This is a genomic window from Nitratireductor sp. WH36-1, assembly GCF_058725515.1.
On record NZ_CM178970.1, the window covers coordinates 2,806,394 to 2,832,719 of the forward strand.

The 26,326-nt window shown below is 60.5% G+C and carries 35 protein-coding genes; 4 read left to right on the plus strand and 31 right to left on the minus strand.

Annotation, left to right across the window (positions count from 1 at the left end; translation table 11 throughout):
* Window positions 1-157: 157 nt before the first annotated feature.
* Window positions 158-2,140, minus strand: a complete 1,983-nt coding sequence (locus AC4PTT_RS13470) for a mechanosensitive ion channel family protein (RefSeq protein ID WP_492161410.1) — start codon at window positions 2,138-2,140, stop codon at window positions 158-160.
* Between the two features lie 230 nt (window positions 2,141-2,370).
* Window positions 2,371-2,835 (minus strand): thermonuclease family protein, encoded by a 465-nt coding sequence (locus tag AC4PTT_RS13475; RefSeq protein WP_245447535.1) that lies wholly within the window; start codon window positions 2,833-2,835, stop codon window positions 2,371-2,373.
* A gap of 578 nt (window positions 2,836-3,413) precedes the next feature.
* On the opposite strand from AC4PTT_RS13475, the gene AC4PTT_RS13480 reads away from it, so the two are divergent.
* From AC4PTT_RS13480 to AC4PTT_RS13495, 4 genes are all read left to right on the plus strand, one after another.
* The gene (locus tag AC4PTT_RS13480) at window positions 3,414-3,611 is read left to right on the plus strand and encodes a hypothetical protein (RefSeq protein ID WP_492161411.1); all 198 of its coding nucleotides are present in this window, start codon (window positions 3,414-3,416) and stop codon (window positions 3,609-3,611) included.
* A gap of 43 nt (window positions 3,612-3,654) precedes the next feature.
* A complete protein-coding gene (locus tag AC4PTT_RS13485) occupies window positions 3,655-3,921 on the plus strand; it encodes a hypothetical protein (protein WP_492161412.1) in 267 nt (88 codons plus the stop codon).
* Between the two features lie 9 nt (window positions 3,922-3,930).
* Window positions 3,931-4,587, plus strand: a complete 657-nt coding sequence (locus AC4PTT_RS13490) for an SOS response-associated peptidase (RefSeq protein WP_492161413.1) — start codon at window positions 3,931-3,933, stop codon at window positions 4,585-4,587.
* 75 nt (window positions 4,588-4,662) lie between these two features.
* Window positions 4,663-5,436, plus strand: coding sequence for an ion channel (locus tag AC4PTT_RS13495; RefSeq protein ID WP_492161414.1), 774 nt, complete (start codon window positions 4,663-4,665; stop codon window positions 5,434-5,436).
* A gap of 244 nt (window positions 5,437-5,680) precedes the next feature.
* Here AC4PTT_RS13495 and AC4PTT_RS13500 read toward each other — a convergent pair whose 3' ends face one another.
* From AC4PTT_RS13500 to AC4PTT_RS13640, 29 genes are all read right to left on the minus strand, one after another.
* Window positions 5,681-6,022: a DUF1515 family protein gene (locus AC4PTT_RS13500; RefSeq protein WP_492161415.1), complete on the minus strand. Its 342-nt coding sequence runs from the start codon at window positions 6,020-6,022 to the stop codon at window positions 5,681-5,683.
* 169 nt (window positions 6,023-6,191) lie between these two features.
* Window positions 6,192-6,440: a hypothetical protein gene (locus AC4PTT_RS13505; protein ID WP_492161416.1), complete on the minus strand. Its 249-nt coding sequence runs from the start codon at window positions 6,438-6,440 to the stop codon at window positions 6,192-6,194.
* The gene (locus tag AC4PTT_RS13510; RefSeq protein ID WP_492161417.1) at window positions 6,440-7,363 is read right to left on the minus strand and encodes a peptidoglycan-binding domain-containing protein; all 924 of its coding nucleotides are present in this window, start codon (window positions 7,361-7,363) and stop codon (window positions 6,440-6,442) included. The genes AC4PTT_RS13505 and AC4PTT_RS13510 overlap by 1 nt, the downstream gene beginning before the upstream one ends.
* A gap of 1,206 nt (window positions 7,364-8,569) precedes the next feature.
* On the minus strand, window positions 8,570-8,989 hold the full coding sequence (locus tag AC4PTT_RS13515) for a DUF4376 domain-containing protein (protein WP_492161418.1): 420 nt from the start codon (window positions 8,987-8,989) through the stop codon (window positions 8,570-8,572).
* Window positions 8,986-9,300: a hypothetical protein gene (locus AC4PTT_RS13520; protein WP_492161419.1), complete on the minus strand. Its 315-nt coding sequence runs from the start codon at window positions 9,298-9,300 to the stop codon at window positions 8,986-8,988. The genes AC4PTT_RS13515 and AC4PTT_RS13520 overlap by 4 nt, the downstream gene beginning before the upstream one ends.
* Window positions 9,300-10,385 carry a hypothetical protein gene (locus AC4PTT_RS13525; RefSeq protein ID WP_492161420.1) on the minus strand — a complete coding sequence of 362 codons (1,086 nt, stop codon included), beginning with the start codon at window positions 10,383-10,385 and terminating at the stop codon, window positions 9,300-9,302. The genes AC4PTT_RS13520 and AC4PTT_RS13525 overlap by 1 nt, the downstream gene beginning before the upstream one ends.
* Window positions 10,378-10,599 carry a hypothetical protein gene (locus tag AC4PTT_RS13530; RefSeq protein ID WP_492161421.1) on the minus strand — a complete coding sequence of 74 codons (222 nt, stop codon included), beginning with the start codon at window positions 10,597-10,599 and terminating at the stop codon, window positions 10,378-10,380. The genes AC4PTT_RS13525 and AC4PTT_RS13530 overlap by 8 nt, the downstream gene beginning before the upstream one ends.
* Window positions 10,600-10,624: 25 nt before the next feature.
* Window positions 10,625-10,915, minus strand: coding sequence for a hypothetical protein (locus tag AC4PTT_RS13535; protein WP_492161422.1), 291 nt, complete (start codon window positions 10,913-10,915; stop codon window positions 10,625-10,627).
* The gene (locus tag AC4PTT_RS13540; RefSeq protein ID WP_492161423.1) at window positions 10,899-11,399 is read right to left on the minus strand and encodes a hypothetical protein; all 501 of its coding nucleotides are present in this window, start codon (window positions 11,397-11,399) and stop codon (window positions 10,899-10,901) included. Before AC4PTT_RS13540 ends, AC4PTT_RS13535 begins: the two co-directional genes overlap by 17 nt.
* A complete protein-coding gene (locus AC4PTT_RS13545) occupies window positions 11,399-11,863 on the minus strand; it encodes a hypothetical protein (protein WP_492161424.1) in 465 nt (154 codons plus the stop codon). The genes AC4PTT_RS13540 and AC4PTT_RS13545 overlap by 1 nt, the downstream gene beginning before the upstream one ends.
* The gene (locus AC4PTT_RS13550; protein WP_492161425.1) at window positions 11,856-12,254 is read right to left on the minus strand and encodes a hypothetical protein; all 399 of its coding nucleotides are present in this window, start codon (window positions 12,252-12,254) and stop codon (window positions 11,856-11,858) included. The genes AC4PTT_RS13545 and AC4PTT_RS13550 overlap by 8 nt, the downstream gene beginning before the upstream one ends.
* Window positions 12,247-12,663: a hypothetical protein gene (locus AC4PTT_RS13555; RefSeq protein ID WP_492161426.1), complete on the minus strand. Its 417-nt coding sequence runs from the start codon at window positions 12,661-12,663 to the stop codon at window positions 12,247-12,249. Before AC4PTT_RS13555 ends, AC4PTT_RS13550 begins: the two co-directional genes overlap by 8 nt.
* A complete protein-coding gene (locus tag AC4PTT_RS13560) occupies window positions 12,663-15,341 on the minus strand; it encodes a phage tail protein (RefSeq protein ID WP_492161427.1) in 2,679 nt (892 codons plus the stop codon). The genes AC4PTT_RS13555 and AC4PTT_RS13560 overlap by 1 nt, the downstream gene beginning before the upstream one ends.
* Window positions 15,342-15,344: 3 nt before the next feature.
* Complete coding sequence (locus tag AC4PTT_RS13565; RefSeq protein ID WP_492161428.1) at window positions 15,345-15,758, minus strand: DUF6950 family protein; 414 nt, start codon at window positions 15,756-15,758, stop codon at window positions 15,345-15,347.
* Entirely contained in the window at window positions 15,755-16,387 is a 633-nt protein-coding gene (locus tag AC4PTT_RS13570; RefSeq protein WP_492161429.1) for a hypothetical protein, read from the minus strand. The genes AC4PTT_RS13565 and AC4PTT_RS13570 overlap by 4 nt, the downstream gene beginning before the upstream one ends.
* A gap of 15 nt (window positions 16,388-16,402) precedes the next feature.
* Window positions 16,403-17,062 (minus strand): hypothetical protein, encoded by a 660-nt coding sequence (locus tag AC4PTT_RS13575; protein ID WP_492161430.1) that lies wholly within the window; start codon window positions 17,060-17,062, stop codon window positions 16,403-16,405.
* Window positions 17,062-19,167: a tail tape measure protein gene (locus AC4PTT_RS13580; RefSeq protein WP_492161431.1), complete on the minus strand. Its 2,106-nt coding sequence runs from the start codon at window positions 19,165-19,167 to the stop codon at window positions 17,062-17,064. Before AC4PTT_RS13580 ends, AC4PTT_RS13575 begins: the two co-directional genes overlap by 1 nt.
* The gene (locus AC4PTT_RS13585) at window positions 19,154-19,375 is read right to left on the minus strand and encodes a hypothetical protein (protein WP_113154784.1); all 222 of its coding nucleotides are present in this window, start codon (window positions 19,373-19,375) and stop codon (window positions 19,154-19,156) included. Before AC4PTT_RS13585 ends, AC4PTT_RS13580 begins: the two co-directional genes overlap by 14 nt.
* Window positions 19,372-19,791 carry a hypothetical protein gene (locus tag AC4PTT_RS13590; protein ID WP_492161432.1) on the minus strand — a complete coding sequence of 140 codons (420 nt, stop codon included), beginning with the start codon at window positions 19,789-19,791 and terminating at the stop codon, window positions 19,372-19,374. Before AC4PTT_RS13590 ends, AC4PTT_RS13585 begins: the two co-directional genes overlap by 4 nt.
* Entirely contained in the window at window positions 19,791-20,219 is a 429-nt protein-coding gene (locus AC4PTT_RS13595) for a phage tail tube protein (RefSeq protein WP_492161433.1), read from the minus strand. The genes AC4PTT_RS13590 and AC4PTT_RS13595 overlap by 1 nt, the downstream gene beginning before the upstream one ends.
* 27 nt (window positions 20,220-20,246) lie before the next feature.
* Window positions 20,247-20,651, minus strand: coding sequence for a hypothetical protein (locus AC4PTT_RS13600; RefSeq protein WP_492161434.1), 405 nt, complete (start codon window positions 20,649-20,651; stop codon window positions 20,247-20,249).
* Window positions 20,651-20,980 carry a head-tail joining protein gene (locus AC4PTT_RS13605; RefSeq protein ID WP_492161435.1) on the minus strand — a complete coding sequence of 110 codons (330 nt, stop codon included), beginning with the start codon at window positions 20,978-20,980 and terminating at the stop codon, window positions 20,651-20,653. Before AC4PTT_RS13605 ends, AC4PTT_RS13600 begins: the two co-directional genes overlap by 1 nt.
* 3 nt (window positions 20,981-20,983) lie before the next feature.
* Window positions 20,984-21,178, minus strand: coding sequence for a hypothetical protein (locus AC4PTT_RS13610; protein ID WP_492161436.1), 195 nt, complete (start codon window positions 21,176-21,178; stop codon window positions 20,984-20,986).
* Window positions 21,162-21,533, minus strand: coding sequence for a hypothetical protein (locus tag AC4PTT_RS13615; protein WP_492161437.1), 372 nt, complete (start codon window positions 21,531-21,533; stop codon window positions 21,162-21,164). The genes AC4PTT_RS13610 and AC4PTT_RS13615 overlap by 17 nt, the downstream gene beginning before the upstream one ends.
* A 92-nt stretch (window positions 21,534-21,625) precedes the next feature.
* Window positions 21,626-22,657, minus strand: a complete 1,032-nt coding sequence (locus tag AC4PTT_RS13620) for a major capsid protein (RefSeq protein ID WP_492161438.1) — start codon at window positions 22,655-22,657, stop codon at window positions 21,626-21,628.
* Between the two features lie 70 nt (window positions 22,658-22,727).
* Window positions 22,728-23,081 (minus strand): head decoration protein, encoded by a 354-nt coding sequence (locus AC4PTT_RS13625; protein ID WP_432516914.1) that lies wholly within the window; start codon window positions 23,079-23,081, stop codon window positions 22,728-22,730.
* 71 nt (window positions 23,082-23,152) lie between these two features.
* The gene (locus tag AC4PTT_RS13630; protein WP_492161439.1) at window positions 23,153-23,695 is read right to left on the minus strand and encodes a hypothetical protein; all 543 of its coding nucleotides are present in this window, start codon (window positions 23,693-23,695) and stop codon (window positions 23,153-23,155) included.
* A gap of 23 nt (window positions 23,696-23,718) precedes the next feature.
* On the minus strand, window positions 23,719-24,621 hold the full coding sequence (locus AC4PTT_RS13635) for a S49 family peptidase (RefSeq protein ID WP_492161440.1): 903 nt from the start codon (window positions 24,619-24,621) through the stop codon (window positions 23,719-23,721).
* Window positions 24,618-26,321 (minus strand): phage portal protein, encoded by a 1,704-nt coding sequence (locus AC4PTT_RS13640; protein ID WP_492162614.1) that lies wholly within the window; start codon window positions 26,319-26,321, stop codon window positions 24,618-24,620. The genes AC4PTT_RS13635 and AC4PTT_RS13640 overlap by 4 nt, the downstream gene beginning before the upstream one ends.
* Window positions 26,322-26,326 lie beyond the last annotated feature (5 nt).

Below are 26,326 nucleotides of genomic sequence, written 5' to 3' on the forward strand. Positions count from 1 at the left end.
ACGCCCCAGAACAACATGGACACCGAAACGCAGGTTCTTCGCCCCGCGCAATAGGCTATAGGCCGGCTCCATCATTCACTGGTAGCTCACCAGCCGTTTCCGCCATCGGAGCACAGGGCAACAATTACATCGAAGTTCTGCGGCTATGATCTGCGAGTTACTTGTTTAACTCCGCGGAATTCTCCTCAGGTGGATTTGACAACGGCTCCGCAACCTCGGGATTTATTTTCTTCTCCTCTCCGGCGTCGGGGCTACCCGAAGGCGGATAGTCAAGAGTGCCTTCCAATCCATCGAGCTCAGCGCGCGTCAGACGCGGGAACGGTAACTGCCCCGACTCACGCCAGCGCCGAACAGCCGCTTCGGCACGATTACTAAGCGCTTTGTCACGCCCACTGTCCTTTGCCATGTAGACAGTTTGTGAAGGAAACGCGAAATCCGTGCCTGCTTCGCGTACTGCCTTTAATATCCGGAGGTCGATATCCTCGCGCACAGCATAAAAATCATTCCATTCACGTGTTTGTGCATAGACCCGGATGTCAACTTTTAGGGAACTGTCACCGAAGCCTGAAAATCGCACCCGCACCGTGTCGCCATCAATCCGTGGATGGGCATGAAGCATGCGCCGGAGTTCAACCAACAAATAGCGAAGTTGGTCGTCCGTGGTATCGTAGCGCAAACCAATTGTTTCCTTGATCAACATCTGGTCACACTGAGCCCAGTTGATTATCTGCATATCGGCAAACTGCGCGTTTGGGATTGATATGACGGTACGATCCAGTCCGCGCAGTTTGGTCGACCGAATACCGATCCCCTCGACTGTCCCCTTCTGGTCTCCCACACTGCAGAAATCACCCACCCGGACAGGCCTATCGACGAACAGGATCACCCCCCCAATCAGGTTTTCAAATGTCGGACGCACGGCCAAAGCGACCGCAAGTCCGCCGATGCCTAGCCCGGCAACCATACTTAGAACGGGCAGGCCTACCGCCTGACCAGCCAACGCGAGGATAAAAACTGCGCCAAACACCCCTAAGGTTGCTCCACCGAGACGAAGCAAATCGGCATCCAGGCTCTCATCCGGGATGTGCGGGAAGAGTATTATCGCCTCCACGAGGGCCCTGACCGCAAGCCAGAAGATGAACGCAAGCCCGCCATATGTGACGACAGTTAGTGTCACATCGTAAAATCGGGCGAACGTGCCGGACAGATGTACCTGAAGTGCGATGAAGGGTAGCAACGATGAGGTCGAATAGACCAGCAGAACTGGCGCGAGGGTTTTCGCCAACAAGATTGAAATCCGCCCTGAGCGGACGCGCGAGCACACCAGCCGATGGATTCCCAGGATCGCGATCACCACAGCGGCAAGCAACACGATCTGGAAAATAACCTTCCATGCGGGCGTCTCTAACCAAATGTCGTGCAGCATTTCCGGCACGAGCTGCATGACTTCTGGGGGGACGAGTGGTCCAGTTTGCTGCGGCCCAAAGTTTGTCCAACTTTCAATGTCCAATGCTGTTTTGAGCGGCAAATGGCTCACTGCAGCATAGAAACGCGGCGCGACACGAATTGTGTCATCAGCAAAAAGGAACTCTCCTTTTCGAGGTCCCTCTTTAACCCGCTCAATCCGAAGGGGTGTCTGAGGGATACGAAATCCGTCAGCGTCGGTCCTGGCCAGGGTGTCCAGATCCGGAAAAGCAAGCGTGTCTGGCTTACCTATGCGACCAAAGATGTCCATTAGGTATTCAAACGTCCTGATACCGGTTTGACGGCGTGTGGCGACGGGAACACTATCCAGATCGATTAGATCCACAAGAACATCGGATAGTAGCGCGATGTCGGCTTGAAGCTCGAGGCTTGGGTTTTCCATGTACTTAGAGACGCTTTTTTCCAAGGCGTTCGAAGCGAAGAGGAAGGAATCCATCGTGTAGCGCGGAGTATCTGTACGAATCTGGGCCCAGAAATCATCCGCGACCAGTTCATCGACTGTCGCCTGCGCCCTAGCAGCTTGCGGTGCCGCTGAAATCATCGCAAAAAAAATCACCCCTAAAAATAGGGAAAAATAAAAATAAATCTTAATTAGACAAAAATTGCGAGCCATCGAATTTAATAAATTAACCGCTCTCACAATGTATTTAATCATATTTTCCCCAAATATAAAATTCTTTTTTATCGATCTAGTTATACGTCGAAATTCAATTTCCTTCCCATTAACTCCACATACTGGAGGTAGCAGAAATTCAAATCGAATAATGGAATTTACGCTCCAAAATTATCTTAGGAGGGCTCCTTATTTCAATGCGGTGATCACTCGCAACTCGATTAAACGGGCGTTTCTATTTATTGGGGATTTGCGCACAGGCCCCGCACTTTCTAGCACCAGTTCTCCTTAAACCCGCGCCATTCGTGCGCCAATCCCTTCCTGATCAAGTTTTCGCCGACATCAATTCCATCGACACGGACCGTCGCCAAGGTGCGGCCATAGCGATCTTGTCCGTTGCGCTCAATTGAGAACCGACGCCCGTTCAGCGCACGCCGCAGCTCATCGCGCGCCTGGACCGCCAATCGTCGTTCGCGCGCGCAAACACCATTTAACTCCGGAGTATTGAAACCTTCGAGCCGGATCTTCTCTCGATTCACCCAGATCGTGTCGCCATCGACAACACAATTCACACGCTTGCCACTACCGCAAATCGGCATTGCAACAATCCGACTGACAGCGACAGACTCTGGTGTCATAAATTGACGCTCTGCCGGGGAAAAGTTCCATCCAGCGAGCGCTGCTCCAGCAAGCACCGCACAGAATCCGAGCGTGAGTACAGGTGATTTTCCAAGCATAATCCCCCCATGCAGGGTCACCATCGAACACGAAGGTTACAAATTCGGAAATTGTTGGGTTGCTTCACGCCCGCAATCTACGTACTGATTTTGCTATCTTCTTCGCCGCTTCAACATTATTTGTGGCACAATATGTGGTCCGTTAAGTGGCGCAAAATTCCGAGATATTTCTCACTCAGCCGGTGGAGGCATCCAGGGATCAGACCTGTGATCGACAGGCTTCTCAGGCACGCGCAACTGCAACCTGATCGGTCCACGGTAAGGTAACCCCTTCGCACCACACTTGGAGCACCGCAACATCGGCGCCACCGTATGGTGCATGACTTCAAACTCCAGGCCGTACCGTCGCCTCAGATAGTCAAGATCTAGATATGAAGAGTGCCGGCACCACTCCCCTCCAGTCTGGGCATCGCAGATTATCAGCACCTGATATCCGTCTTCGATCAGGTTTCCGAGGCGGCTAAGGCGATAGGACTTCTTTCCCATAATGTGAACATTTAGGGAACAAACTGTAGACTCGTCAAGGGCAGCTACGGTACGATCTAGCATTCTCATCACTTACAAGCAGGAGATGGCGCGTGGACCACGCACTGAAGCCACAGACGGAACCCGATCCCTATGAGCCGGTGGCCGAGGCGATCATCGAGGCCTGCGGAGGCGATCCGCGCGAGGCGGTCATCGCGCTCCTGGGAGAGCGGGACTATCTCGCCGGGCGCGTGGAAGCGCTGGAGCGGTCTGTCAGCTGGGGATTTGTGCGCGCTGGGACGGCGCGCTGATGAAAGAAACAACGGTGCGGCACATGTTTTGCGGAGCCGCCAGATGCGCCAGTTCAAACCACTCCACCTGTCTGAGGTGGTTTTCTTCACACGCGACGGCCAGATCCGGCTGAAGGACATTCAGCCCTACTATGTGCTCGGCGCCATATGCCGGCATTGCAAATCGATATCCGAGCTGGATCGCCGCGCGCTTGAGCGGCGCTACGGCCGGGACACAACTGCGATCGATCTGGAGAAACGCCTGCGCTGCAGGAGTTGCCAAAACGCCCGTGGCAATACCATCATGGTCATAAATCAATGGCCGAGGTGATCCCGACCAATGTGCAATCTTTACAATATGACGACGACGCGCCAGGCGATCCGCGATTTCATCAAGACGACGCGGGAATATGCTTTCAACGAGCCGTCCCTGCAGGTCTACCCGAACCGCTATGCGCCGATCATTCGCGTGGGAGAGGATGGAGAGCGGGAGATGGTGCGCGCCCGCTGGGGCATGCCGACGCCGCCCATGTTCATCAAGGGAAAGCACGACAGCGGCGTCACGAACATCCGCAACACATCATCTGCCCACTGGCGCAAATGGCTCTCGCCTGAAAGCCGCTGCCTTGTGCCGGTCACGAGCTTTGCCGAGCCCGACCCTGCCGGCAGGAAGGAAGGCGATAAGCGGACGCCGAATGCATGGTTTGCACTGAACGAGGATCGGCCGCTGTTCGTCTTCGCCGGCCTCTGGACGCCATGGCACGGCAAGCGCATGGCGCGCGAGGAACCAGCCGACCATGACGTCTATGGCTTCCTGACCACGGAGCCCAATAGCGTCGTGGAACCCGTGCACAAGAAAGCGATGCCGGTCATCCTGACCACAGAGGACGCGATAACCGCGTGGATTACGGAGCCATGGGAGGAAGCGAAGAAGCTTCAACGTCCCCTGCCCGACGACAAGCTCGTGATCGTGGATGCGCCGGATCTGCCCGATTGATCATGCCGCCGGTAGGATACTCTCATTCGGGATCGGCCTGTGGTTTCGCTTGGTGACCTGTGGCATGTAGCCAACATGGAAGAATTGCACCGTTCAATCAGGCTGCTCTATGCCGGTAGGAGCCAGCGCGCGCAGCGATTTCGCTACGCGCTGATCGTTTTCGATTTGCTGACGATCATCTATTTCATCGCGACAGCGTCACTGCCAACAACACCAGCTTTGTCCGCATTAAACATCGCTCTCGGCGTACTGATCCTTCTTGACCTCAGCGCCCGGCTCTGGATCTCAGAAAACCGGCGCCAAGAGTTAATGCGCATCTACACACTGGCGGATCTGGTGGTGGTGGCGTCCCTGCTGCTGGCGCCATTTCTCACCGCCAACCTCGCCTTTCTGCGCGTCCTGCGTGGCTTGCGATTGATTCACGCCTACCACTTGCTGCGCGATCTTCGGCGCGAGAGCCTGTTCTTTCGACGCCACGAGGACGCAATCCTCGCTGCGGTCAACCTGTTCGTCTTCATTTTCGTGACAACATCGCTCGTCTTCGTGCTGGCCTTCGATGATCAGGCTGGCATTACGGGCTATGTCGATGCGCTCTATTTCACGGTTGCGACATTGACCACGACCGGCTTTGGCGACATCACCATGACGACCACAGGCGGAAAGCTGTTGTCCGTCTTCATCATGGTCGTGGGCGTGGCGCTCTTCGTGCAATTGGCGCGCGCAATTTTCCAGCCATCAAGGATCAAGTACACATGTCCGGAATGTGGCCTAAACCGACACGAACCGGATGCGATCCACTGCAAGCATTGCGGAGAGCTGTTGAAGATCGAGACAGATGGCGCTGTCTGATTGTAAACACGCCCTCGCGTTTCAAACATGACTTCGAAGCACTCTTCGCCTGAAAGTTGGACGCTGGGGAATTAGCATATGTAGCCGAGGGGATCGAAGAGCAGATCAAGGCGGCAATTCGGGCGATGGAAGGCACATAAACGCACAAAAAAGCCCTGCCAGCGTAAGACCAGCGGGGCGATACTTGTCTATCAAATCTGCGGAAGAATAACACTCAAGCCGCATTGAATATCACGAAGCAGGATCAAGGCGGCGGGCGTCCCGTCAGCCAAGTGTAGCCAGCAACGATCCAGCTTGCGAGCGTTACCACGCCGATCCCGATGCGGATGAGCCAGCGGCCCACAGTGCCCGCCCCGACAGCCTGAGTGCGAAGCTTCACCATGTCGTCTGCAACTGGCTGGATCTGATCGACAGTCTTCTTCGTCGCTTCGACCTCGCCCTCGACATGCGAAAGCCGTCTGCTCATCTCATCCAACCGGCGATGCACCACGGCGCGGCTGTCATCCGCGCGCATCAAGCGGTCATCGATACCCTTCAGCTCTCCAAGGATTTGACCAAGAGTCCGCTCAACACTCGCTTCTGACATTCGCCGCTGCCCTCAGTCCTGCGTCTCTCGCCCATGACGGGCGCATTCTGTTGGAGACCAGACACCGCCGCCGCAGAGGCCGGCTACTGTCTCACCGATTTTTCGCTGATCGTCCGCGGTCGCGCCGCGCGCACCGATCAATGACGTGCCGACCACCGCGCGCAGGCCATCACTCGTCACAGGCACTGGTTTCGTATTTGAACACCCCGCCACGCTCAACGCAGCGGCGATAGTGAGCACGCCAGTCTTCAGCCGCATTGCCTGCATCCTCATTCTGTTGATTGATCCATTGGGCGAATGCCGCCTGTTCTGCCGAGCCACCGGCGCGATAGACCCATAAGTGCGACAATGCGAGCGCGCCGAGAGCGGCAACCACCGCCCCGACGCGCAACCAGGCACCGATGGAAAAGCCGAACATCAGGCGAGGCCCTCACGGATATCGCGCACGGCCGCCACGATCTGCCTGCGCAAAAGCACAATCAGCAGCATCACGAGAATGGCTGCGCCTGTGATCACCACAAGGGTTTGCCAATCGACGCCCCAAAGCAGCCCGCCACCCACGCTGCCCGCACCAAAGAAGCCGGTGACATTCTGCCACCACCCGGTTTTCCGCTCGACCTGTTCCGCAGCCTGCTCCCTGGCGTTTTCGCGCGCGGCCTCGATCTTCGGCTTCGCTGCCAGCTCGGCAATGGCGCGGCCAACTGCATCCAGCGTGCGAGGCCCAGCCCAACCATCAACCTTCAGGCCCTTCTGCCGCTGGAACATGCGGACGACGCGATCGGTCTCATCACCGAACCGGCCGTCTGCCCGGATCACATATCCAAGGCGAGAGAGGTTCTCCTGAAGCTCCTTCACAAACGGGCCAAGTGAGCCGTGCCGCAGCACACTTTCTGACGGCGCGAGCTCGGCAATCTCCGCCGTGTCGAAACGCCAATCCCGTTCGTCGTCATAGTGCGCCTTGCTCGCCTTTACGGAAATATGGATATGGCGGCTATGTGGGTTCGAACCGCCATAGGCCCGCCACTTCCACGCCGGCTGCCTCTGCCCGGACCCTGAAACGATCCAGCCATTGCAGATGATGTATTTGATGCGACGATCCTTCGAGGCCACCAGCGCGTCGGCCAGCTTCTGTATATCGACGCCAGCGGCGGGATCATGCGTGATGTCGAGCGCCGTCACCACACCGGTGGCGCCATCCTTCACCCACGGATTGTGATCGGAGGATCGGGAGGCATGAGCCGCATCACCAATCGTGCCATCGCTGGCCTTGGAACGAAGCGGTGCAGCCACGTTGATTTGCTCACGCAGCCGTCCGAGGCTGCGCGCGAGACGCCATGTCATGTCGTTTCCTTTCTGGTGGTGAGCCCATGCGAAAGCGCCGCGCCGGTGGGCACGGTGCGGTCCATTGGATTTCCCTCTTCGGATATCAGTGATAGATTGGAGTTACCCTACCCGGGGTCGGCTACCTGTCGGCGAAACCTCGGACCGGTTTACGCCTGCCGGCAGGTAGTCACTACGCCTCTGCCGGCGACGACCTCCACCCATTCGAGCTGGCAGAGGCTTTTCTTTGTTGGGCATCGCCCTATTTACTCTTGTGCTGGCGGGATATCCGCTCATCCCCTGACCGGAGACAGCACGACCTACCCTCGCAAGTCCCCGCCAGCACCCGGTAATTTTGATCCAAACCGTGGACACTCGCCCCACCGCGCCATTACGCCGCGACAACCCCAGCATGGCTTCACGACGGCAAGCGTCATTGATAACGATACCCAGACCTCTTCGAGGTCACCGCCGCTCCCTGCAGGCAAGCGCTTCCCAACGTCAGCCTGCAGGGGGATTTTCACATTCGGGCGTTTGGAATACGCTATCCGTGCTGGCGGGGCGCTTAGAACGCCCCACGTTCGGAGCAAAAAGCCTTCCCCAATCCGAGGTTTGCCCGCCAGCACCGCTGATGGGCTGCCGGTGTTTACCAACCAGCAACGATTTGAGCTGAGACTGGCTTCGCCAGCGCGCGTAATGTTCGGGCATAAAGCCCACCCGCTTAACCCAACAAGCCCCGCGCGCTGGCATGCTCTTCCCGAAGCGATCTTGCCCCAGCCGTAACGGCAACCACTCGTTCAGATTTCGCCGGTAGACTTGTTCAGCTGGCAGGTTGAAGAATCTGGGGCTCTTCTGAGAGATAGGCGGGGGCTTTTACCCTATCCACCTGCCAGCGCCTTTTACGCCTTTCCGCAGGTGTGCTAAAGCACCATTCAACCGAGCAAGCGCAGTGCCTACGTTGCGGTCGCTGGCTTGGCCTTGTGCTTCACTCCGTACACAGGCCACCAGCATTCAGTACGTTACAGCCCACTCTGCCCCGCCGAATGGAGCCCCAACTCAACAAACATTCGGCGGGGATTTTTCTGACATCTGAGCGTCGGCATTACGTGATCACACCAATAGTGCGATCACATCATTTTGCTACCTTGGATTGCCGACGAGCGAAGTTAATCGCCCTGGGTCCCCAAGCCTCAAGACGTGGATTAAAACGCACTCGCTCGTCGGCGCTCACGGCCACCACTGATCGTCAGCGAAATCACCCGGGATCGGATCAGCATCTTTGAGCGTCCGAGCAGCAAAGATATGAGCCTGCTTGTGCGCCATTGCAGCCTGCCCGAAGGCATAGACTGTCTGCGCATCCATGGTGTGCATGGTGTTGTCGGCAGCGATCCACGCAAAGTCTTCCGTCCCGCCGTGCCATCGCAGATCACCCGGCTGCGCGCCGGCCACAATAGCGCCCAGCGCCGCCGTGGCCGCGCCCGCGATGTTCTCACGATCCTCCGGACGGGACTGATATTCGACGCCCTCGAAGATGAAGCCGCCACTAATGCGACGGTCTCGCTCAGCATCGATGTCGGCCTCTAGATCAGCCTGCCCCTGAGCTGCCTTCATCTCGGCTGTGACAAGCCTGGAAAGATCAATGTTCATTCGCCTGCCTCCTCCAGGTCGTCTGACGGCACTGCAATCGGCCCGTCTACGTTGACGATGACCGGCTGCGGGAAATCCACTGCCTGCGAGGGGTTCGGCCCGTGCGGCAGAATTACTGAGATGTGCAATTCCCCACCAACGCGCTCGACGGGGCCGAATAACCAATCACTGCTGATCGCTTCTTCAGGAAGGGTCGCGCCTTCCGGGACAACTGAAAAGTCGAACGCTTCGCCGTTTACGGTGAGTACGTCACCCAATTTCGAGAGAGAAAGAGTCGTATCGCGGCGGACAGGATAGAAAGTGATATGCATCAGAACCATCTCCCGAAACCGATGACCGGACCTGTTGCAGAAGATGCCGTCCCTCCTGCTGTGTACGACTGGACCCTCACCGTTAGATTTGTCAGGCCCAAAATGGTGGTAACGCGCACATCGCTGAACGTGGTGGAGGCAACCGCAAACGGCGTGCCTACAAACGACGCAGCCCATGGTACAGAAACCCCGGCAGAAGAAATGCGAGCGCAGATCTGCGTACCGTCAGCAAAACGCACGTATTCGCCGTTAGCATTACTCCCGCGCTCGATGATTGCACCGGTCGGGACGCCGCCTGATTGGGAGACAGTGCCTAGAACGTTCCCGTTATTGTAGGTCAGACCCCACGGCCCATATGCCCCGTCGCCCGACGCTATACGCATCCATTGGGCTGGTTCAGGTGCACCGGTAGGGGAATAAGGGATCGCAACTTGCACTTTCGCATCGTTTGAGAAAATACGCTGTGTTGAAATCCAGAAATTGGTTGCACCCGGCGGGAAGGTGCCTGGGTTGCTGGTGGAATACCGCCCGACATCTCCCACCGGCACGGTGTCAATATTGCGGTTAGCTGTCGGGCTGTAATACGTGCCGAAATCACGCAACCCGTAGAAATTGATGTTGTCACCAACCCTCAAAAGTCTGCCGGCGGTTTCGTCGGTGGCGTTCGCCGTCACATCGCTGAACGCACCGGCTGCGAGTTTGACCAGATCCAGCACACCCGGACCCGTGAACATAGGCACGTAGTCCGCGGCGCCAACCAACCCCGCCAGCGCCGACACGTTGCCGGTGCTTAAAAGCCGGTCAATCTCCGGATACGCCTGGCGGTAGTTCAGCTCATATGGCGAGAAGGTCACGCGGTACGGCGCAGCCGTCTGCGTCGGCCCCGGCCACGGAAAGGCCAGCGTGATCTGCGTGTCGCTGTCCACCGACGCAATCGGGATCGGCCTACCCACATGCTTGCCGAAGTCATCCGCCGGCCGCACGGTCTTCGACCACGCAGTGCCCTGCCCCGTGACAACGGTCTGGCCCTGCGTAACGGATGCCGTGCCGGTCTCGTAGTAACCCATTTGAAGGTAGTCAGGCATCCTTGGCACCCTTCTTGTCGACCTTGGCCACGCCGGCCTGTGCCGCCGCGTCCTGCAGCTGGCCGTTGATCTTCGTCAGCCGGTCATTTTCCGCCTGCTTTTGCTCCAGCGCGTCGGCAAGCATCAGGCAGCGATTGCGGTAATAGTCGTTGAGCGCAGTCGCCTCGACGGCAGCAGCCATCGGGCTGACCTGCTTCTTCTGCTGGTCAGTCATGGAATGTCCGATTGTGTTGGTGGTGTCAGAGGTGCGCGATCAGCGCCTTGATGTCGTCGCTCGAAGCGGCGGCCCGCACCGCCGCCTTGAGGTCACGTCGCTCACGATCGATAGCCGCCAGCTCTGCATCCTGTTCCGCCGCGCGCTGGAGAATGGCTTCCCGGTCCGCCACCAGCTCTCCCGCCGGCACGATGCGCTTCAGCATGTGCAGCGCCGCCATGGGGCCGAGAACGGCATCGATGCGCGCAGCATAATGCCTGTCGATCAGATCCAGAGCCTTTTCCCGGTGGAGCTTCGACCTACTCAATTTCAACATTGAAGACCTCCTCCAGAAGCGGCCAGGGCGGAGTGACGCAGATGCGAACGGGGCCGGCCTCATCAACCTCGAAAGAGAACCCGCCTGCCGCTTCCACATGCGCCACGCTGCTCATGTCTTCGGGATCGAGAAGAATGGCCAAAGCGGATCCTTCAGGCAGACCTGTCAGGGTGACCACGCGTCCGGTCGCGCTCACTCCGCAGCCGCAGGAAGGCCGGCGCACAATCTCGCCGTCGACCACATGGTCCGTCGAGAGATCGCATTCAGCAAAGCAGAGGCCCGGCGATTCAATAACGGGCTCGCCGTCGCCATCGAACAACAGATGCCCCGTATCAGGGTCACGCTTCTGCACCTCTGGCAGTGGCGCCGGCGGCAGATCGAGAAAGGTCTGTCCGTTCTCTTTCATCAGCGCTGCCAGCCCTTCAGGAACGGGATCACTGATCACGTGAAAGATCCGCCCTGCCTCATCATATTCGACAATCATCAGCCTAACCCGTGATCCCAGACGGCATAGTAGACACGGTTCTTTGTCCAAACCCCGTCTGTGCCGCGATAGCTTGAATTTACGGAATAAATGAACCTGTCGCTCTGCACGTTCACCACATATCGAATGGGCGGCCTGGGATTGTAGAAAACAAAATAGGCCGTCGTTCCGATGTGCTGCTGCGCAGACCGGTCATCCCGATCCGGCCCAGTGTGATCGTTGTAGAGAAGGACGGCCGAGAAAACCAACGGCCTGTAATTGAACGTCTTGCCAAACAGAATTGTCTTGCTGTTCGCAAGTTCCCCCTCAGGCGGAATCGAAATATCGAACTGGCCGAAGACGAGACGCTTCATCGCGCTCCAGCGCGAATTGAACATCAGTTGCGCTTCACTGGCCGTCTTTACGTCAAAACCACTCTTCGAAACCCGCACACCTGATGCGTCGATCAATACCCTGTCAGGCAACGCCGATGTCCTCCCTCAGCACGACATAGAGAGAATAGTTGGTGTCGTGGATGTTGTTTTTGTCGACGTTCAATCGAATGCTCGTGAGCGACAGATAGTCCACCCAGTGGAAAATATGGGAGCCCGACCCAACAGAGAGGAACGCATTGGCATTCCAGTCGGACTGAATAAGAACCTTTGGGTAGTATCCGAGGTTTGGCACCGTTATCGTCACCGGGCTTCCTGTTGTCAGATAAACCCTTGCGGTCTGCACGACTTGGAGCGTTTCAAATCCGGCAGTCGTCCGAAAGACCAATTGCTCATCTGACGCCGTCTTCACATCGAAACCGGGCTTAGAGATAAAAAGACCGCTATCTGCGCCTCTTGCCCCAATCAACACACGATCAGGCATAGAAATTCCTCAATACGGTGTATCGAAATGTCCGCTGCGAACTACCGATATTATTGCTATCTCTTTTCACAACCCAGAATTTGTACTTGTACAAATCAACACTTACATTGAAATCGTACCAACAAGCCCCGTCGACAAGATACCAACTGGACAGGTCGTTATTCGGCCCCGACATATGCACGATCACCATTGGGGGGCTGTCGTAGGTCGTTGCAAAAAAGACCTCTTTGCTACCGTTTCCGGATATCTGAAACGTTCCCCGCATGAGGATGTTGCCGATCTCCGGCCAGCGACTGTCGAAGGCAAGCTGTTCCGGCGACAAGGCGGTGCTCTTTACATCGAAGCCGGGGCGCGACGCACGAAACACATGCGTGCCATCATGCGCGCCAATCAAAACACGATCCACCATCAGTCGGCCGACAGAATGCGGTTGTTGTCGAGCTCGATGCGCATCTTCCCGTCATTACTTTGCACAAGACCTGAATTGACCGTGCCGATGTTCGCCACGTTCATGCGCCACTCGCCGGCAGAATAGATCACCGCATTCAGGATATTGCCGCTGCTCAGATCGCCGAAATAAACGCTCTCGGCATCAAGAACCAAGCGGCTGCGCGGCCAACCGCTGGTGCGGGCATCGAGGAAGATCGACGCCTGCTCAAAGGTCACACCGTCGTCGGCGCTCACCTGCAGGACGGCCCGCGCCCAGCCGCCACCCGGTGACGCGCCCGCCTGAACACGGAACGTGCCGTTTGCCGACACATTGTCAACCTTCGTGCTCACCTGCGTGATGGCGTCGGACATGGCGGTAACCTGCCCCTCGACCAGTTCGATCTCCGCCGTGAGAAGATCGACCGCCTGGGCTATCTGTGAGATATCCTCATCGTACGTTACCTCCAGTATCTCCAAACGTTGCGACAGCGCGTTAGTCTCGCCAGCAACAACCAGGATCGCTTCCTTGTAGGATGATGTCAGGTTTGCATAGCTGGCAGATGCCTCGCGCCGCAACCGCTGTATCTGACCATATTGCTGGTCAAAGTCGGCATTGTTGGCGGCGGCGTTTTTAAGCGCGATCTCGATGGTCTCACGCGTGTTGAAATCGGCGAATTCGGTGCGCTCGCCGATGGCTTCGTTCAGCCCGTCGAGATCGACGTCGCGATAAACGTCGAACTTCACATCGGGTGTACGGACCGCCAGCCAGCCCGACCAGAGGCTCGGACGGTTGGAGTATGGCAGGTAGCGGCCGCGCACCTGGTAGTCCATGGCGGGCAGCAGCCCCTGCGAGATCAACAGCTGACCGACGAGAACCTGATCGGTGCGGCCGCGATAGACGATCTCGGCCGTGGTGGCGAGCCGCACCTCGAACGCGACGCCCTGCGTATCCTGTATGTCGCCATGCCAGCCGAGCAGGATGGCCGGGCGGCGCGGCTGCCCGTCATTGTCCGGCACGGTCGCAGGCGCAGCCGTCCAGTCATACATGACCTGCGGCTGCGGCTCGATTGGCCCCATCGGCCCGACCGAATAGGGCAGTTCATCCGTCGCCGGGGTCCAGACGTAATCGCCCGGATCCACCTCCTGTAGCGACACGGCCTGGTAGGAATTTTCAAGATCGTCCATCGACGAGATCAGGAACAGCTTGTTCGCATAACCATTGCGCGCGCTTGTCCACGACACCGTGTCTAGCGGTTCGAGGAGCCACGCCTCCGGCGGCAGCGTGTGGCGATGGCGCCTGAAACGCCGGTTGTCCTCCATCAGCGATTTCTGCAGACGCTGCACCTGGATCGGGAACGGCACCGCGTTGAACTCGATGGAGGCGATGAGTTCGCGCCCGTCATCCTCATCGACAAACGCCTGCGAGATCCGCCGTGGCGCATCCTTCATCGCCCATGCCGCCTGCGGCTCGGGATAGGTGGCGCTCACGCCATTATAGGTCTGTTCAAGCCCCGGGAACGGATCAAAGGACTGATCCTGCGTGATGGCGACGCTGTCGTCGTTGAAGAAGTAGGAGGGAAGTGCGGGCGCACCGACATGGATCTTGTAGACGCCACCAATCTCGGCCATGCGTCCATTGCAGGATTTGAGCAGCTCCTCGATGACGGCGAGCGGCGACTGCTCGAACGGCTTGATCTCATAACCGCAGCGGAACTGCCGGTCGCCATCCACCAGCATGTCGCACTCATTCATGGCGGCAAACCATGACGACAGCGGCAGCCGGCTTGCCGGGATTGTTCCGCCGAAGACCAGCTCACCTTCGAAGAAGATGCCGCGCAGGATGTTGTAGATGATCACCGCCGGATTGTCGGTGAACTCATAGGTTTCCGGATCGCCCCAGACATGGGTGCCCGAACCACCGACGGAAGCATCGCGGCGCGGATCGTAAAGCGGCAGGCCGGATACCTGCCAGATCGCTTCGGGCACATCCCGAAACAGGTCACGGTTGAACTCCGCCGTCAGGATCACATGAGCGACACCGCGCCCGACCATGCCGCCATCCCACGCGCGCGCGCCCGCGCCTCCGAAGATCGTGAGCAGTTCCGGGTCCGCAGTGGTGGCGCCACCTTCGATATACTTTGCGAAGAGCCAGTAGATCCCGGCGTAGTCACCATGGGTGAACTCGCTGAACGGATAGCTCCCCTCACCGAACCACGCAAAGGATCCGGGCTGATCGCCGACGCCCGGATTGCGGTTGATCTTGCGGCCGCGCATCCAGACTTCGTTCGATATTGCAGAGACCGGCAGATCAGAAACACTGATGACCTGCGCGAGTGCTGCGTTCGGGGTCTTGCGAACCTTACCCCATGTGTTCGCGTAGACCAGATGCCCCGCCGTCGCGTAGGTGCCGACGATGAACGACATCGACTTCTCGCCGCCGACCCCGACCCGCGTCTTGATGCCGGGCTGTGTCGGCTCCTCGTCCTTCATCATCAGCCGCTGAAGCAGCGACCTGCCAACTGTTAGCGCCACCGAAAGGATCAGCTTGCCAATGGTCGTCGATGTCAGCAGACCGACGAGCCCCGCAAGCGGCGCGGCATGGGCATGCGCCGTCGACGCCAGGATGATCCAGGCGGTCCAGAAGATCAGATGAAGCATGGTCTAAACCCGAAAGGCCCGCTCGGCCTGAAGAAGGTCTGTCGTTCCGAGCCCGCCTTCCGGACGCAGGAAGATGATGCGCGCGCCTTGCACGACACCGAGCGCGAAAAGCCCGGCATCGGAAACGGCGATGGCCGCGATGTCGCCGACCAGTGCCTCCGAGGGGTGGATCTCGACAAGACGCGCGGCCGCGAAATCCGCGTGGGTTTCAAAGCCTTCAGCCCGGAGCAGGCGCAGCCCGCCGGCAAGCGTGGTGTATGCCCCGCGATAACCCTGCGCGAAGTCGACACCCGTCATGGCCTCAACCGCGCCGGCGGCAAACAGTGCACAGTCAAACGAACCCCATGCAAAGGGCCGTCCCTGCACCTGGCTGAAGTAATCGGCGAGCGATGGCCGCCAGAACGAACGTCGCTTCATCCTATCGGCCCCGATTCCTCGCCCCAGGCAATTTCCCACTGCCCGGCAACATCCGTGTATCTGTAGAAGCGATCACCAAGCCGCCGCCGCTGATACTCGTCGGATTTCCGCGATGGCGACTTTTTGGTCAGCGTGCGCGTGTGCGACACCAGATCGAGCCTGATGCTCCCTTCCGCGCCCGCCTTCGGCGTGGTGATCGGCGTGGCATTGATGAAGCCGAGGAAGCGCGACACGGCCGGCGCAATCGGCAGCCGCGTCTCGCGGTCGAGATAGAGCCGATGGATCTCCACCGGCCCGTTCCTCGGATCGAAGCCCCGCACGGCCTGCTCGATTGCGGGATCAAGCTGGCTGAAACTGATGGAGATCTTGCGCACCGTCAGGTCCGAGACAAGCGGGATCGGCGGCACATTCAGAAGACCGCCCAGCCCGTAATAGGTCCGGGTCACGGTCGCGCCCGTCTCTCCTGAAACAACCGCGATGTCGGCGTGATCCTGACCGGTCCACAGGCCAATGCTCTCAGGCGCTCCAGTCGCCCGGTTCTTGGCCGTGATCCAGACCAGATCACGGCGGATTGTACCGTTCCGCTCCTGCAACAGGGCAGCGGTTGCGGCGTCGACAGCGCGCACCATAAAATTCTCCGGAAGTCAGGGGTGAAGGCGCTGCAGCACCGAGAAGCTGATCGCCACAGTGCCGAAGTCATCGGCTTCGCTCACCGACAGGCTGTCGGGAACGATGCGCATGAAGGCGGCCGGTTTGATGAGTTCGACCGCGCCCCCGGCGGCGGCACCCAGCCCGAAATGCGGCCTCACCTCAAACGGCGCAGTCTCTCCCTGCGCGTCGGCCACCACCGGCTCCGAGAGCCGGTGCAGGGTGCGCCGCACGGGGTTTGCTCCATATTCGAATGCCAGCATATCGCCGCGCGAGAGCGGATAGCCCGCCGGCAGATCACCAAGCCGCAACGACTTGTTGTCCGCCTCAATCGAAAGAACGACCGGTGCGGCGCCGGCGATCAGCGCGCCATTCGGATCGAGCCTCGGAAACGCGGTGCGCGGATCGTAGAACAAAAAGGAATGCAGCGAACCATCGAGCGTATCAAGCAGCGCCTGGATCTCCAGCCCGTCATCATGGAAGGCAGCGTTCAGGCGCACGCTTGCAGACCACAGCGGCGGGGCCAGCTCGTCGGTGAGGAACTGCCCGCTGCCGAGCCCCGACATCTCTTCGAAGCGTTGCAGCCGAAACGGTGCGGTCGCGACATTGATCGCGTCCTGAAACTCGGCAAGCGACAATGGAAAGGTGAGCGCCATCAGCCTCTAGCCCTCGGATCATTGCTGATTTCCTGAACCCGGTCGGGGAGACCGGCATTGAAGCGGCCAATCGATTCCTCGCTGACCTGCACCGCCACGTTCTCGCTCTCGGCGCGGATGGTGGGTCGGAACATCGGCCCCTCCTCTCCGATCACCCGGAGCGTCACGACGCCATCACGGCCCTGCCCTGACGACGCCATGCGCTCGGGCATGGAGAACAGACCAATGTTGCGGCCCGCATTCATGGCCTCAAGCATGGGGCGATACTGCCCGGCAGGCCCCGACCGAACGACGAATTCTTCGTTATGGACCAGGCCGGCAACCTTCTTCGGGTCACCATTCCCCGTCCAGCCGCCTGTGTCGAAGCCCGTGACACTCCGCAATCCGGACCATGGATCGACGCCGCCGCCACCTCCAAAGAAGCCACCACCGCCGAACAGGCCGGCAAGCGGACCGGTCCCCAGAAGGGCGGCCTGGGCAGCAGCGAAGGCAAGCTGGATCGCGAGGCGCTTGACCGCATCCTCGGCCCGGCCGGAATTGTCGATCATCGCAAGGAAGGCGTCTTCGCCCGCCTGAAACAGATACTCGATGGACTGGGTGCGGGCTTCCTGCGCGGCCTTCAGCTGCTCCTCGGCTGCCCGCTGCGCTTCGATTGCCGTCACCAGCGCGCTGATGCGCTCTCCCTCGCGGGACGCTGCGTCCGCTCCGGCATTGCGCAACTCGTTCGAGATCCGCTTCTGGACATCGCTCTTGCCCATCAGGTCGAGTTCATGCTCGAGCGCAGAGATCGCCCGGCTGATGCTATCCGCCTCCTTGTCGCTTGCCTTCGAAGCGCTGGAGGAAGAACGCTCCGACTCCCGTCGCGCGATGGTCAAGTCAGCCAGTCCGCGCGCCTGCGCTTCGGTGAGCGTTGCGCCCTGCGAAGAGGCATCGTTCAGAATGCGCTGCGTCTCGGCCGCAATGGCGCGCTCGCGGTTCGATAGAGCCAACTGCTCGGAGTATTTGCGAATATACTCAACAGAAGTGTCGATTTTTCTGCTTGTTTCACCCTGATCTGAACCGTATTCGAAATCTTCGGAGTAGCCGTTTCTGCGGTCAAGCTGATCTTGTATCACGGCGATTTCATCGACCAACTTGCGGCGCCTATCCTCCAGACCTTCGATATAGTCTTCGGTGCCGCGACGCCTTGCATCGGCGTATGCGCCCTGAACGGTCGCGAGATTGCGACGCCATCGCTGAAGCTCTTCATCCAGCGAGCGCAACTCAGCATCCTTGTCTGCCCTCGTGGACAAAAGGGTTCCGGTCTGCTGCTTTTCAAACGAGTTGTAGCTATCGAGAAAATCGAACCAGGCATTCGTCGCATTGACGATCGCCCGCTTCATGGCAGTACCGATCGTCGAGGTGATGACGTTGAACTTACGGTCAACATCCTCAGCCTTGCGGATCATCTCCGCATCCATCACCAGGCCGAGATCACGCGCCGCTGCGATCTGCTCGCGAATGCCCTCTTCGCCCTCATCGATGAGCTCCACGAACCGCTCGCCCGCCGAGCCGCCGAACAGTTCATCTGCGATGCGGATCCGCGCCGCCTGATCGAACTGTTCGAGCTTGCCGATGATCTCGGTCAGCAATGCGGACGGGTTCTTGAGCTTGCGCGACAGCTCCTCGGAGGAGAAGCCCAGCCGCCCGAAGGCCTCCGACGCCGAGCCGCCACCCGTGGCGATAAACTCGTCTGCGCGCAGGTTCAGTTCCTTGATGCCATCGGTCAGGATGTCCACGCCGATGCGGTTCTGCTCGGCAACGAACTTCAGCTCCTGAAACGACTCGACATCGATGCCGGCCTGCTTTGCCTGCCTGCCGATATCCGCAACCGCTTCGGCTGTCTGCCTGATCTTGGCAACGACAGCCGTTGCGCCGACCGCAGCAAAGAGCGCCGGCATGGCGCGCAGTGGGGCCATGACGGTATCCACGCCTGTGCGAGCGCGGCCCATGGCGTTGTTGATGCCCGCCCCGGTGGACTGCGCATCCCGCCTGATCTTGGCCCAGGCAGAGTCGATACCCGATGTATCGCCCCCGATCCTGTATCTCAGATCATCTCTGGACAATGCCGTCCCCCTGATTCAGGCGTCTGCGATCACGGGCCGCCAGGGCTTCCTTGGCGGCCTCATAGGCTTCACGTGTTGGTGGCTGCGTCACGTTCTTCTTCACGCCGCTGGAGATGGCCCAGCCTTCCCAGGCAGCCCGGAAGAACGCGAAGCCGGTCTGCCAGAACTCCGCCTCCGTCCAGTGCAGGACGCCGCCGGCGAACTTCATCCACTCGCCGAATGGGAGGCGCTCGATTGGCCGATTGCGCGCGCCAGCAGGCCAAGCGCCATCGCCTGCAGGTCCCTTTCGCTTTCGGCCTGGGCTTTTTTTGCCTCGTCTTCCTCTTCCGGCGTCAGTCCGGACACGGCCCCCGAGATCGCCGCATAGACGCGCGTGAGGCCGACCGCACCGTTGACATACGGCCAGAGCGTTGCCGCCTGTTCCTCGCCGATCAGAATGGCAAGTGCCGCGCGAAGCGTCTCGGGCTTGCGCGCCTGCAACACATCCTGCAGGCCTTCCAGCGTTTCAGACTTCGTCTCGGCCATCAGGCGGGCGATGTGATCGAGCGACGCCGCCAGATTGACCGGGGTGGCACCCGGCAGGGCAAGTTCCCGCTCGCCCCGCCATGCGTTCTGCGCCGCCATCAGAGCGCCGTGTAGACGATCTCGCCGGAGGCCTGAACCTCGGTCGAGAAGTTCATGTCATTGTCGAGGTCGCCGGAGAACTCGAAGTTCGAGACCAGCCAGTCGCCCACGAACTCGCCATAGCCGGGCACGAACACGCCATACCCTGCAAGCACCGTCTGGTTGACGGCGGCATCGGCCAGAAGCTTGCCGGACGCATCATCGTCAAAGATGCCGGAACCGGAGAAGTTCACATCCTTGCCGCCATATTTGCGAACCCGGATCGGCGGCTGTGAACGGTCGGTGCAGTTCGCGCGCTTGGACTCGATGATGTCGTTGAGCATGCGGAAGTTCGTGGTGTTGATGCCGCAGACATTCTCCCAGTCATCCGGCGCAGGCTGCCCGGTGGGGCGCCGGATGATGAGAAGGCGGCCGAGCTGTGTCGACATGGCAATTGCTCCTTGGCAAGGGCGGGATCAGGAGACCCGCAGATTGTAGGTGAGCGAAAGTTCCCACACCGTCTGCTCCCCGCCGGGGACCGGTGTGATGGTGGTTTCGATATGCGTGCAGTCCTGACAGACGCCGCCAAGCGACGGATCGGCGTCGAGCGCCGCCTCGATCCAGACGGACGCTTCGTCACAGAGATCATCCCCGCCCGCTCCGGCGGCGATGTAGGCGGTGACGGTTAGCTGCGGCTCCCGGCGCTTGCGCTGCGCACCGCGTTGAACCGGCTCACTGGGGATTGCCGGCGTGATGCAGGGGCAAAGCGTGATATCGGGAAGCGGGCGTCCGTCCGCCTTGCGCACCTTCCATCCGGCAGGCGAAGCACCTGCCAGGATCGCCCGCACGCTGTCGCGGATGAGCTTTCGTGGATGCGGCATCAGGCGCGCTCCAGCTCGCAGCGCACCATGCCCCGGCCATCCGCCAATGGCTCACGGATGATCCATGTCACACCCATGAAGGTGAACCGGTCATCATCGGACAGGCCCGGAACGTCTGCCTCGGCGAACGAGGCTCTGGGCGACATGCCGTTGACACCCGGCTCACCATACCCGCCGCCATCGATGACAGCGCCGAACGGCCCGCGAACAATGGCGCGAACCGGCTGCGGCAGGGGAACGCCCCCGATGGTCAGTTCGCCGGTCTCGCCGAACGCGTCCAGAAACGCGTCCGGCATTTCGGCAAAGACGGGATGCACGGGGATCGTCATGGCCTACTCCGGGCTGGGATCTGCCGCGCGCCTCTCCACCGGCTGCACCGGTTCAGGCAGGCGGCCAAAGCGCGCGTCGAACTCATCGGCCCGCGCCTTGAGAACTGTGGCCGGATTTCCGGGCGCGACACGCTGTCCTTCGTGGTCACGCACGGCAACGGGCCAACGACCGGTGACGGTCTCAGGCTTCTTTGCCATTCTCGCCTCCGTCGGCGGCCGGCGCTTCCAGTTCCTTCAGCCGTTCGGCGAGCAACTGGTTGTCTTCGGCCAGGGTGTGCCGGTCGGCCGAGACCTCGGCAAGCTGCTGCTCGAGCTCCGCGACCCTGTCGGAGAGCGCCTTGACCTCCTTTTCGAGGGCGGCATTCACGAGCGCCGCCTGCCCGTCCGGCTTTGCGGCGTTCTCGCCGCCTTTCCAGACACCGAACTCCTTTTCCAGTTTGGCGACCTCCTCGGCGGAAAGACCATTCTTGCCGCCAAGCGGCACATCCGCACCGGGCGGAAACGTCTTTGCACCGAGGCTGACCGTGGTGTTGAAGCGATGGGTTTTCGACATGTGGATTCTCCTTGGCTCTATTGCGGACCTCCCGCAGCCCTCCGCCGCCGCACCAAATGGGCGACGGCGAAGGGTTGAAGGCGGCACGCGGATCAGCGCACCAGCGCGAACAGGGATGCGTTCGGTTCAGGCATGATCGGCAGCGGCGCTGCCTGCGTCTGCACCACGGTGCGGCTCGGGTTCTTCTCCGGCCACATGTCGGGGAAACGCTCCATTGCCAGGAGCGCCTCGTTGTCGAGGATCGCGCCATAGGCAAAATGACCGTTGAAGCCGAACGGGTCGAAGATGCCGACGCCGTAGCCCGGCCAGAAATTGTTCTTCACGCCGCCCACCGTGTAGGGCTGCGAATACTGAACGAAGGTGAGCTGACCAATCGTGCCGAGAACGGTGTGGTAGACGCCCTCTGCACCGGTCGAGACCGGGCCGAGCTGGAACTTGCCGCCGTCCTGCCGACGATTGTCGAGGGCTGCGAGGAAGCGCTCGGATTTCTTCAGAAGGCCTGCCGCACCCGGTCCGAGCAGAACGGTGCGCGCGGTAAACCCGTCCGTATCGGCCAGAAGCTGCACCCATGCCTCGATGTCGTCATAGGGATCGACACCGGACTCACCCCAGCGGGCGGCAGCGGCAAGCGCAATGGTCAATGCAGGATCACGCCCGAAGTCGACCGTCTGGGTGGGGTAATCCTCGCCCTCGACAATCACGGCACCATTGCGCAGCGCCTGACTGCACATCGCCTCTTCGCGGCGCGTGATGCGCAGATCCTGATCATCGATCAGCATGGCGAGGTTGTAGGCGTAACGCTGCTCGGGCGTCATATCGCCGGCAATCCGTTCGCCCGGGATGCGGATCATGTTCTGGCGCGGGCGCAGCGTGTTCTGCGGCTTCACATAGGCGGGCGTGAAGCTGGTCGCCTTGAAGCCGCGATTGGCCGAATCCTTGCCCGGCACATCGGGATGCACGAAGGGCGCCAGCTCACGATCCGGAAGGATCTTGTCAAAGACGATTTCCTCCAGATCGGAGAGCACCACGGTGCTGAACATGGTGCTGCGCAGGAATGCTTCGGGACGGTCGCGCGGCGGAAGAACGGCGACCAGTTCCGCAGTGTTGAGAAGAATGCTGCTCATGGGGGTGACCTTTCTGGTTCGAGCCCTGTGTCCGCCCGGTCGCAACCGTCAGACAGATGAGTGGATGAGATCAGGCGAGCTTGCGCACGAAGAGCGAAGCGTCTGCGGCCCGGAACGCCGCTTCGACACTGTCGGCATCGTGGCCGGCGCCGAAGGTGAGTTTGCTGGCGTCAAGGCCGGCAGAGGCATAGGCGGCGACAACGACATCGCCGCCCGACGCATCGGCATCGAAGGCGAGCACAAGTGCAGGCACTTCCGAACCGTCGGCCGCTCCGGTTGCGGAGATCGTATACTTGTCGGTGGCCGTGATGCGACCAAGCACCGTGCCGCGCTCATAGGCACCGCCGGTCAGGGTGATGTTGCGCGTGACCACCGGAATGTCGGAGACAAGCAGGTCATTGGGCGCAAAGGTTGCAGTGTTCATGACTGTCTTCCTCGGGTTCTGGCCCCAGCGGGACCGGGTTCAGGAATGGCCCGGCCTTGGCCGGGCGCTGATCAGGCGTTGTCCGGCTTGCGCCCGTGCATGGCCTGAATGGTGTGCTTCACATTGGCGATGAAGGACTGGCGCGCACTGGCCGGACTGGCCGACACGCCGCTGCCGATCTTCGGGCTGCGGCCCGACATGCGTCCTGCGAGCTTCCCGGTTCCGCCGCTGGAATTTTCGAGCAGCGCGGACGCTTCCTTTGCGGAATAGAAGCGCTCGCCAAAGGCGAGTTCGGACGCAAGTCCAGGGTTCGCATCGGCCCTGGGATGCGTCAGGATCGCATGAATGCGCCCCTGCTCCGCGCGACGCACACGCTCGGAAGAGGCCTGCGGCTTCGGCTCATCCTCTTCGGTGTCTTCGGGACGCTCATCGGCCTCGGCTTCGGTGTCGTCTTCTTCGGTCTCTGCCGCAGGCACCTCTTCCTCGTCGCCCTCAGCGCCGGTTTCGGTTTCCGTGGTCTCGTCTTCGAGATCCTCGGCGGGCTCGTTCTCAAGGCGCGAAGCCCTGTTGCGCCCCCGCACGGCGGCGAGAACGCTTGCAGTGAGATTCGACATAAGTGTCTCCTTTGTCGCTGGGTTCAGCCGGCCACGCGGCCGAGCTCTTCTTCGAAAGCGGCGAGCACCTGGCTTGGCCGCGCAACCGCATCGGCAAGGCCCGCCTCGACGGCTGCCTGCCCGCGAAAGCACTTCGCCTCCGTCGCCATGGCGGCGTCGAAGCTCAGTCGCCCAGCCCGAAACCGCGCGACGGTTGCCGCGAAGTCCCGGCGCATCGCCTCCATGTCGGTGAGTGCCTCTTCGAGAACTTCCGGTGGGAGCGGCTGGTAGGCGTTGAAGTCGGCCTTGCGCGCGCCCGCCTTCAGGATCGTGACCGAGAGGCCCTGATCGGCGAGCCATTTGCTGGCGTCGACATGCATGGAGATGACGCCGATGGAGCCGGCCTGACCATTCTGCGGAATGACAATCTGTCGGGCAGGCGCTGCGAGCAGATATCCCGCCGACAATGCGTGATCGGTCAGGATCGCAATCGTCGGCTTTGCCTGAGACAGTTCGTAGAGACGCTCGGCGCAATCGAATGCGCCCGTCACCTCGCCGCCGAAGCTGTCGATTTCCAGAATGACGCCTTCCACCGAACTGTCGTCGATCACGGCATTCACCTGAGTGATGATGCCCTCATAGGTGGTTTGGCCCGATGACTTGCCGATCCACTTGCCCTTGTTGATCAAGGACCCCTCGATCTCGATCACGGCGATCCGCCCATGGCGACGCGGCTCGTAGCAGCGGTCACCAGACTCGCGCCATTGCCCCATCTCGTCGCCGACAATGCCCATGCTGACGCCCGCCGCCTGAACGTCGATTTCTGGCATGCCGAGCACGCGCGGGCCGAAGGCACGTGCGATCACATTGCCCTTGCCCTCGTGCAGCATGAGCGGCGTGTTGAACATGCGCGCCGCGATTTCGGGATAGTGCGCCGCCATGCTCATGCTGCCCTCCTGCGGATTGCGGGGATGCCAAGCGGATGACGACGCGCCGTCTTGCGCGGCCCGTTCACCTCTTCCTCGACTTCCTCGTCGGGATCCTTGGTTTCCGTTGTCGATTCACTCTGGATGCGCGCTTCCAGTCGGCCGGAGTCTGGATCCAGGCCAAGCTTCTGATAGAAGTCCCGCTCTCGCCTTCGCTGAAGTGCGTTCAACTTCCAGTCTCGGCCCTGCTCTGCAGACTCCTGCTGGAGCGTTGTCAGGTTTGCAGAGATACGAACGCCAGCTGCTTCCGCCTCTCGCTGCGGGTCGATCCAGCCACGACCGGGGCCGATCCACTCCGCATGACACCATGCGGCGGGGTTGTCCTCGAAGGGCACGGCATGCGCCGGGAGCTGGACCAGCCCCTTGTCAAAGATCTCTTCGAGAAACGCGCGGTAGATTCGGCCCATGAACTGGGCGGCAAAACTGTTCTTCCGGCTGGTCAGGCCTTTCCAGACTTCCAGAAGGGCCGCGCGGGCCGACGAATAATTGACCTTCGACCAGTCCATGGTGAGCTGCTCATAGGAGAGCCCCACCGCACTTGCGACCTTGCGCAGCGCCGCATTCACGAACGCCTCGAAATTGACGTTCGGATGCTCCGGTCTGGTGAACTTCGCGGTCTCGCCGGGCTGAAGCGTGTTCACCCGGACGCCCGGCAGATCGATCGGCGCAGCGTTGTAATAGGCGTTCTGCGCCTCGGCGATGGCCCCATACATGTTGCCGACGGCCGAGTTGCCCTCCACGCCGAGCGAGTCCATCAATTCGTCCGGATCAAAGGGCGTTTCGATGAAAGCCGCCATCACCGCATTGAGCAGCGCTGCCTGGCTTTCGAAATCCTCGTAATCCGTCGCCTGCTTGATGGAGCGGATCACCGGCGCCCAGTTGGAAGCCCCGCGCGTCATGCCTGCGCGCGACGGCTCGAACGCATGCACCACGACGGGGCGGCCCCATTCGGTTTCGCGCTCGACACGATCCCATTGCCACTGCTTGGCACCACCTGAGAACACATCACCCGGATGCGCCCTGCGGAAATGATAGGCGACGGCCGCGCCGTGCTCGTCGACCTCGACACCATCGCGCAGGGTCTCGCTGTCCATCCGCCCATGCGGGTTCGAGCAGCGGCCCGGATCAACGACCTGCACAGCCGTCTGGAACCCCGGTGCGTCCTCGCGCCAGATGAGGGTCGCCATGGCTTCCCCGTCCGCGCCAAACCGGTGACGCGCCGCGAGCCCCAGAATGCCGGTCATGTTCTTCGAGCGCTCGGCATCACACCACATGTCGACATCGAGCGTAAAATCGCGCCAGAGCGCCTCGATCCGGTCGGCAATCTCCTCGGCCTCGTCATAGGTGAGGTTGAGCGATGCGTAGTTCGGCTTGGCCGAAAGGATCCAGCCCGAACCGATGATGTTGTCGACAAGCCGCGACACGCCGGCAGACGCCCAGCCGTCATTGCGCGCAATGTCGTTCAGCCGGTCGACCAACTGCCCGCGATCCCAGCGCAGCGCCGAATGACCGGACCATGTGCGCGGACGCCATTTGGCCAGAGACGGGTTGTCATAGCCTGCGCCCTGATAGGCCGTGGACGCCATCATGCGGTTGCGGGTCATCTTCGCCCGGGCAGCACTGCGCACGGCAGCCGGGAGCGGCGCACCATCTGCGCCCATCAGCA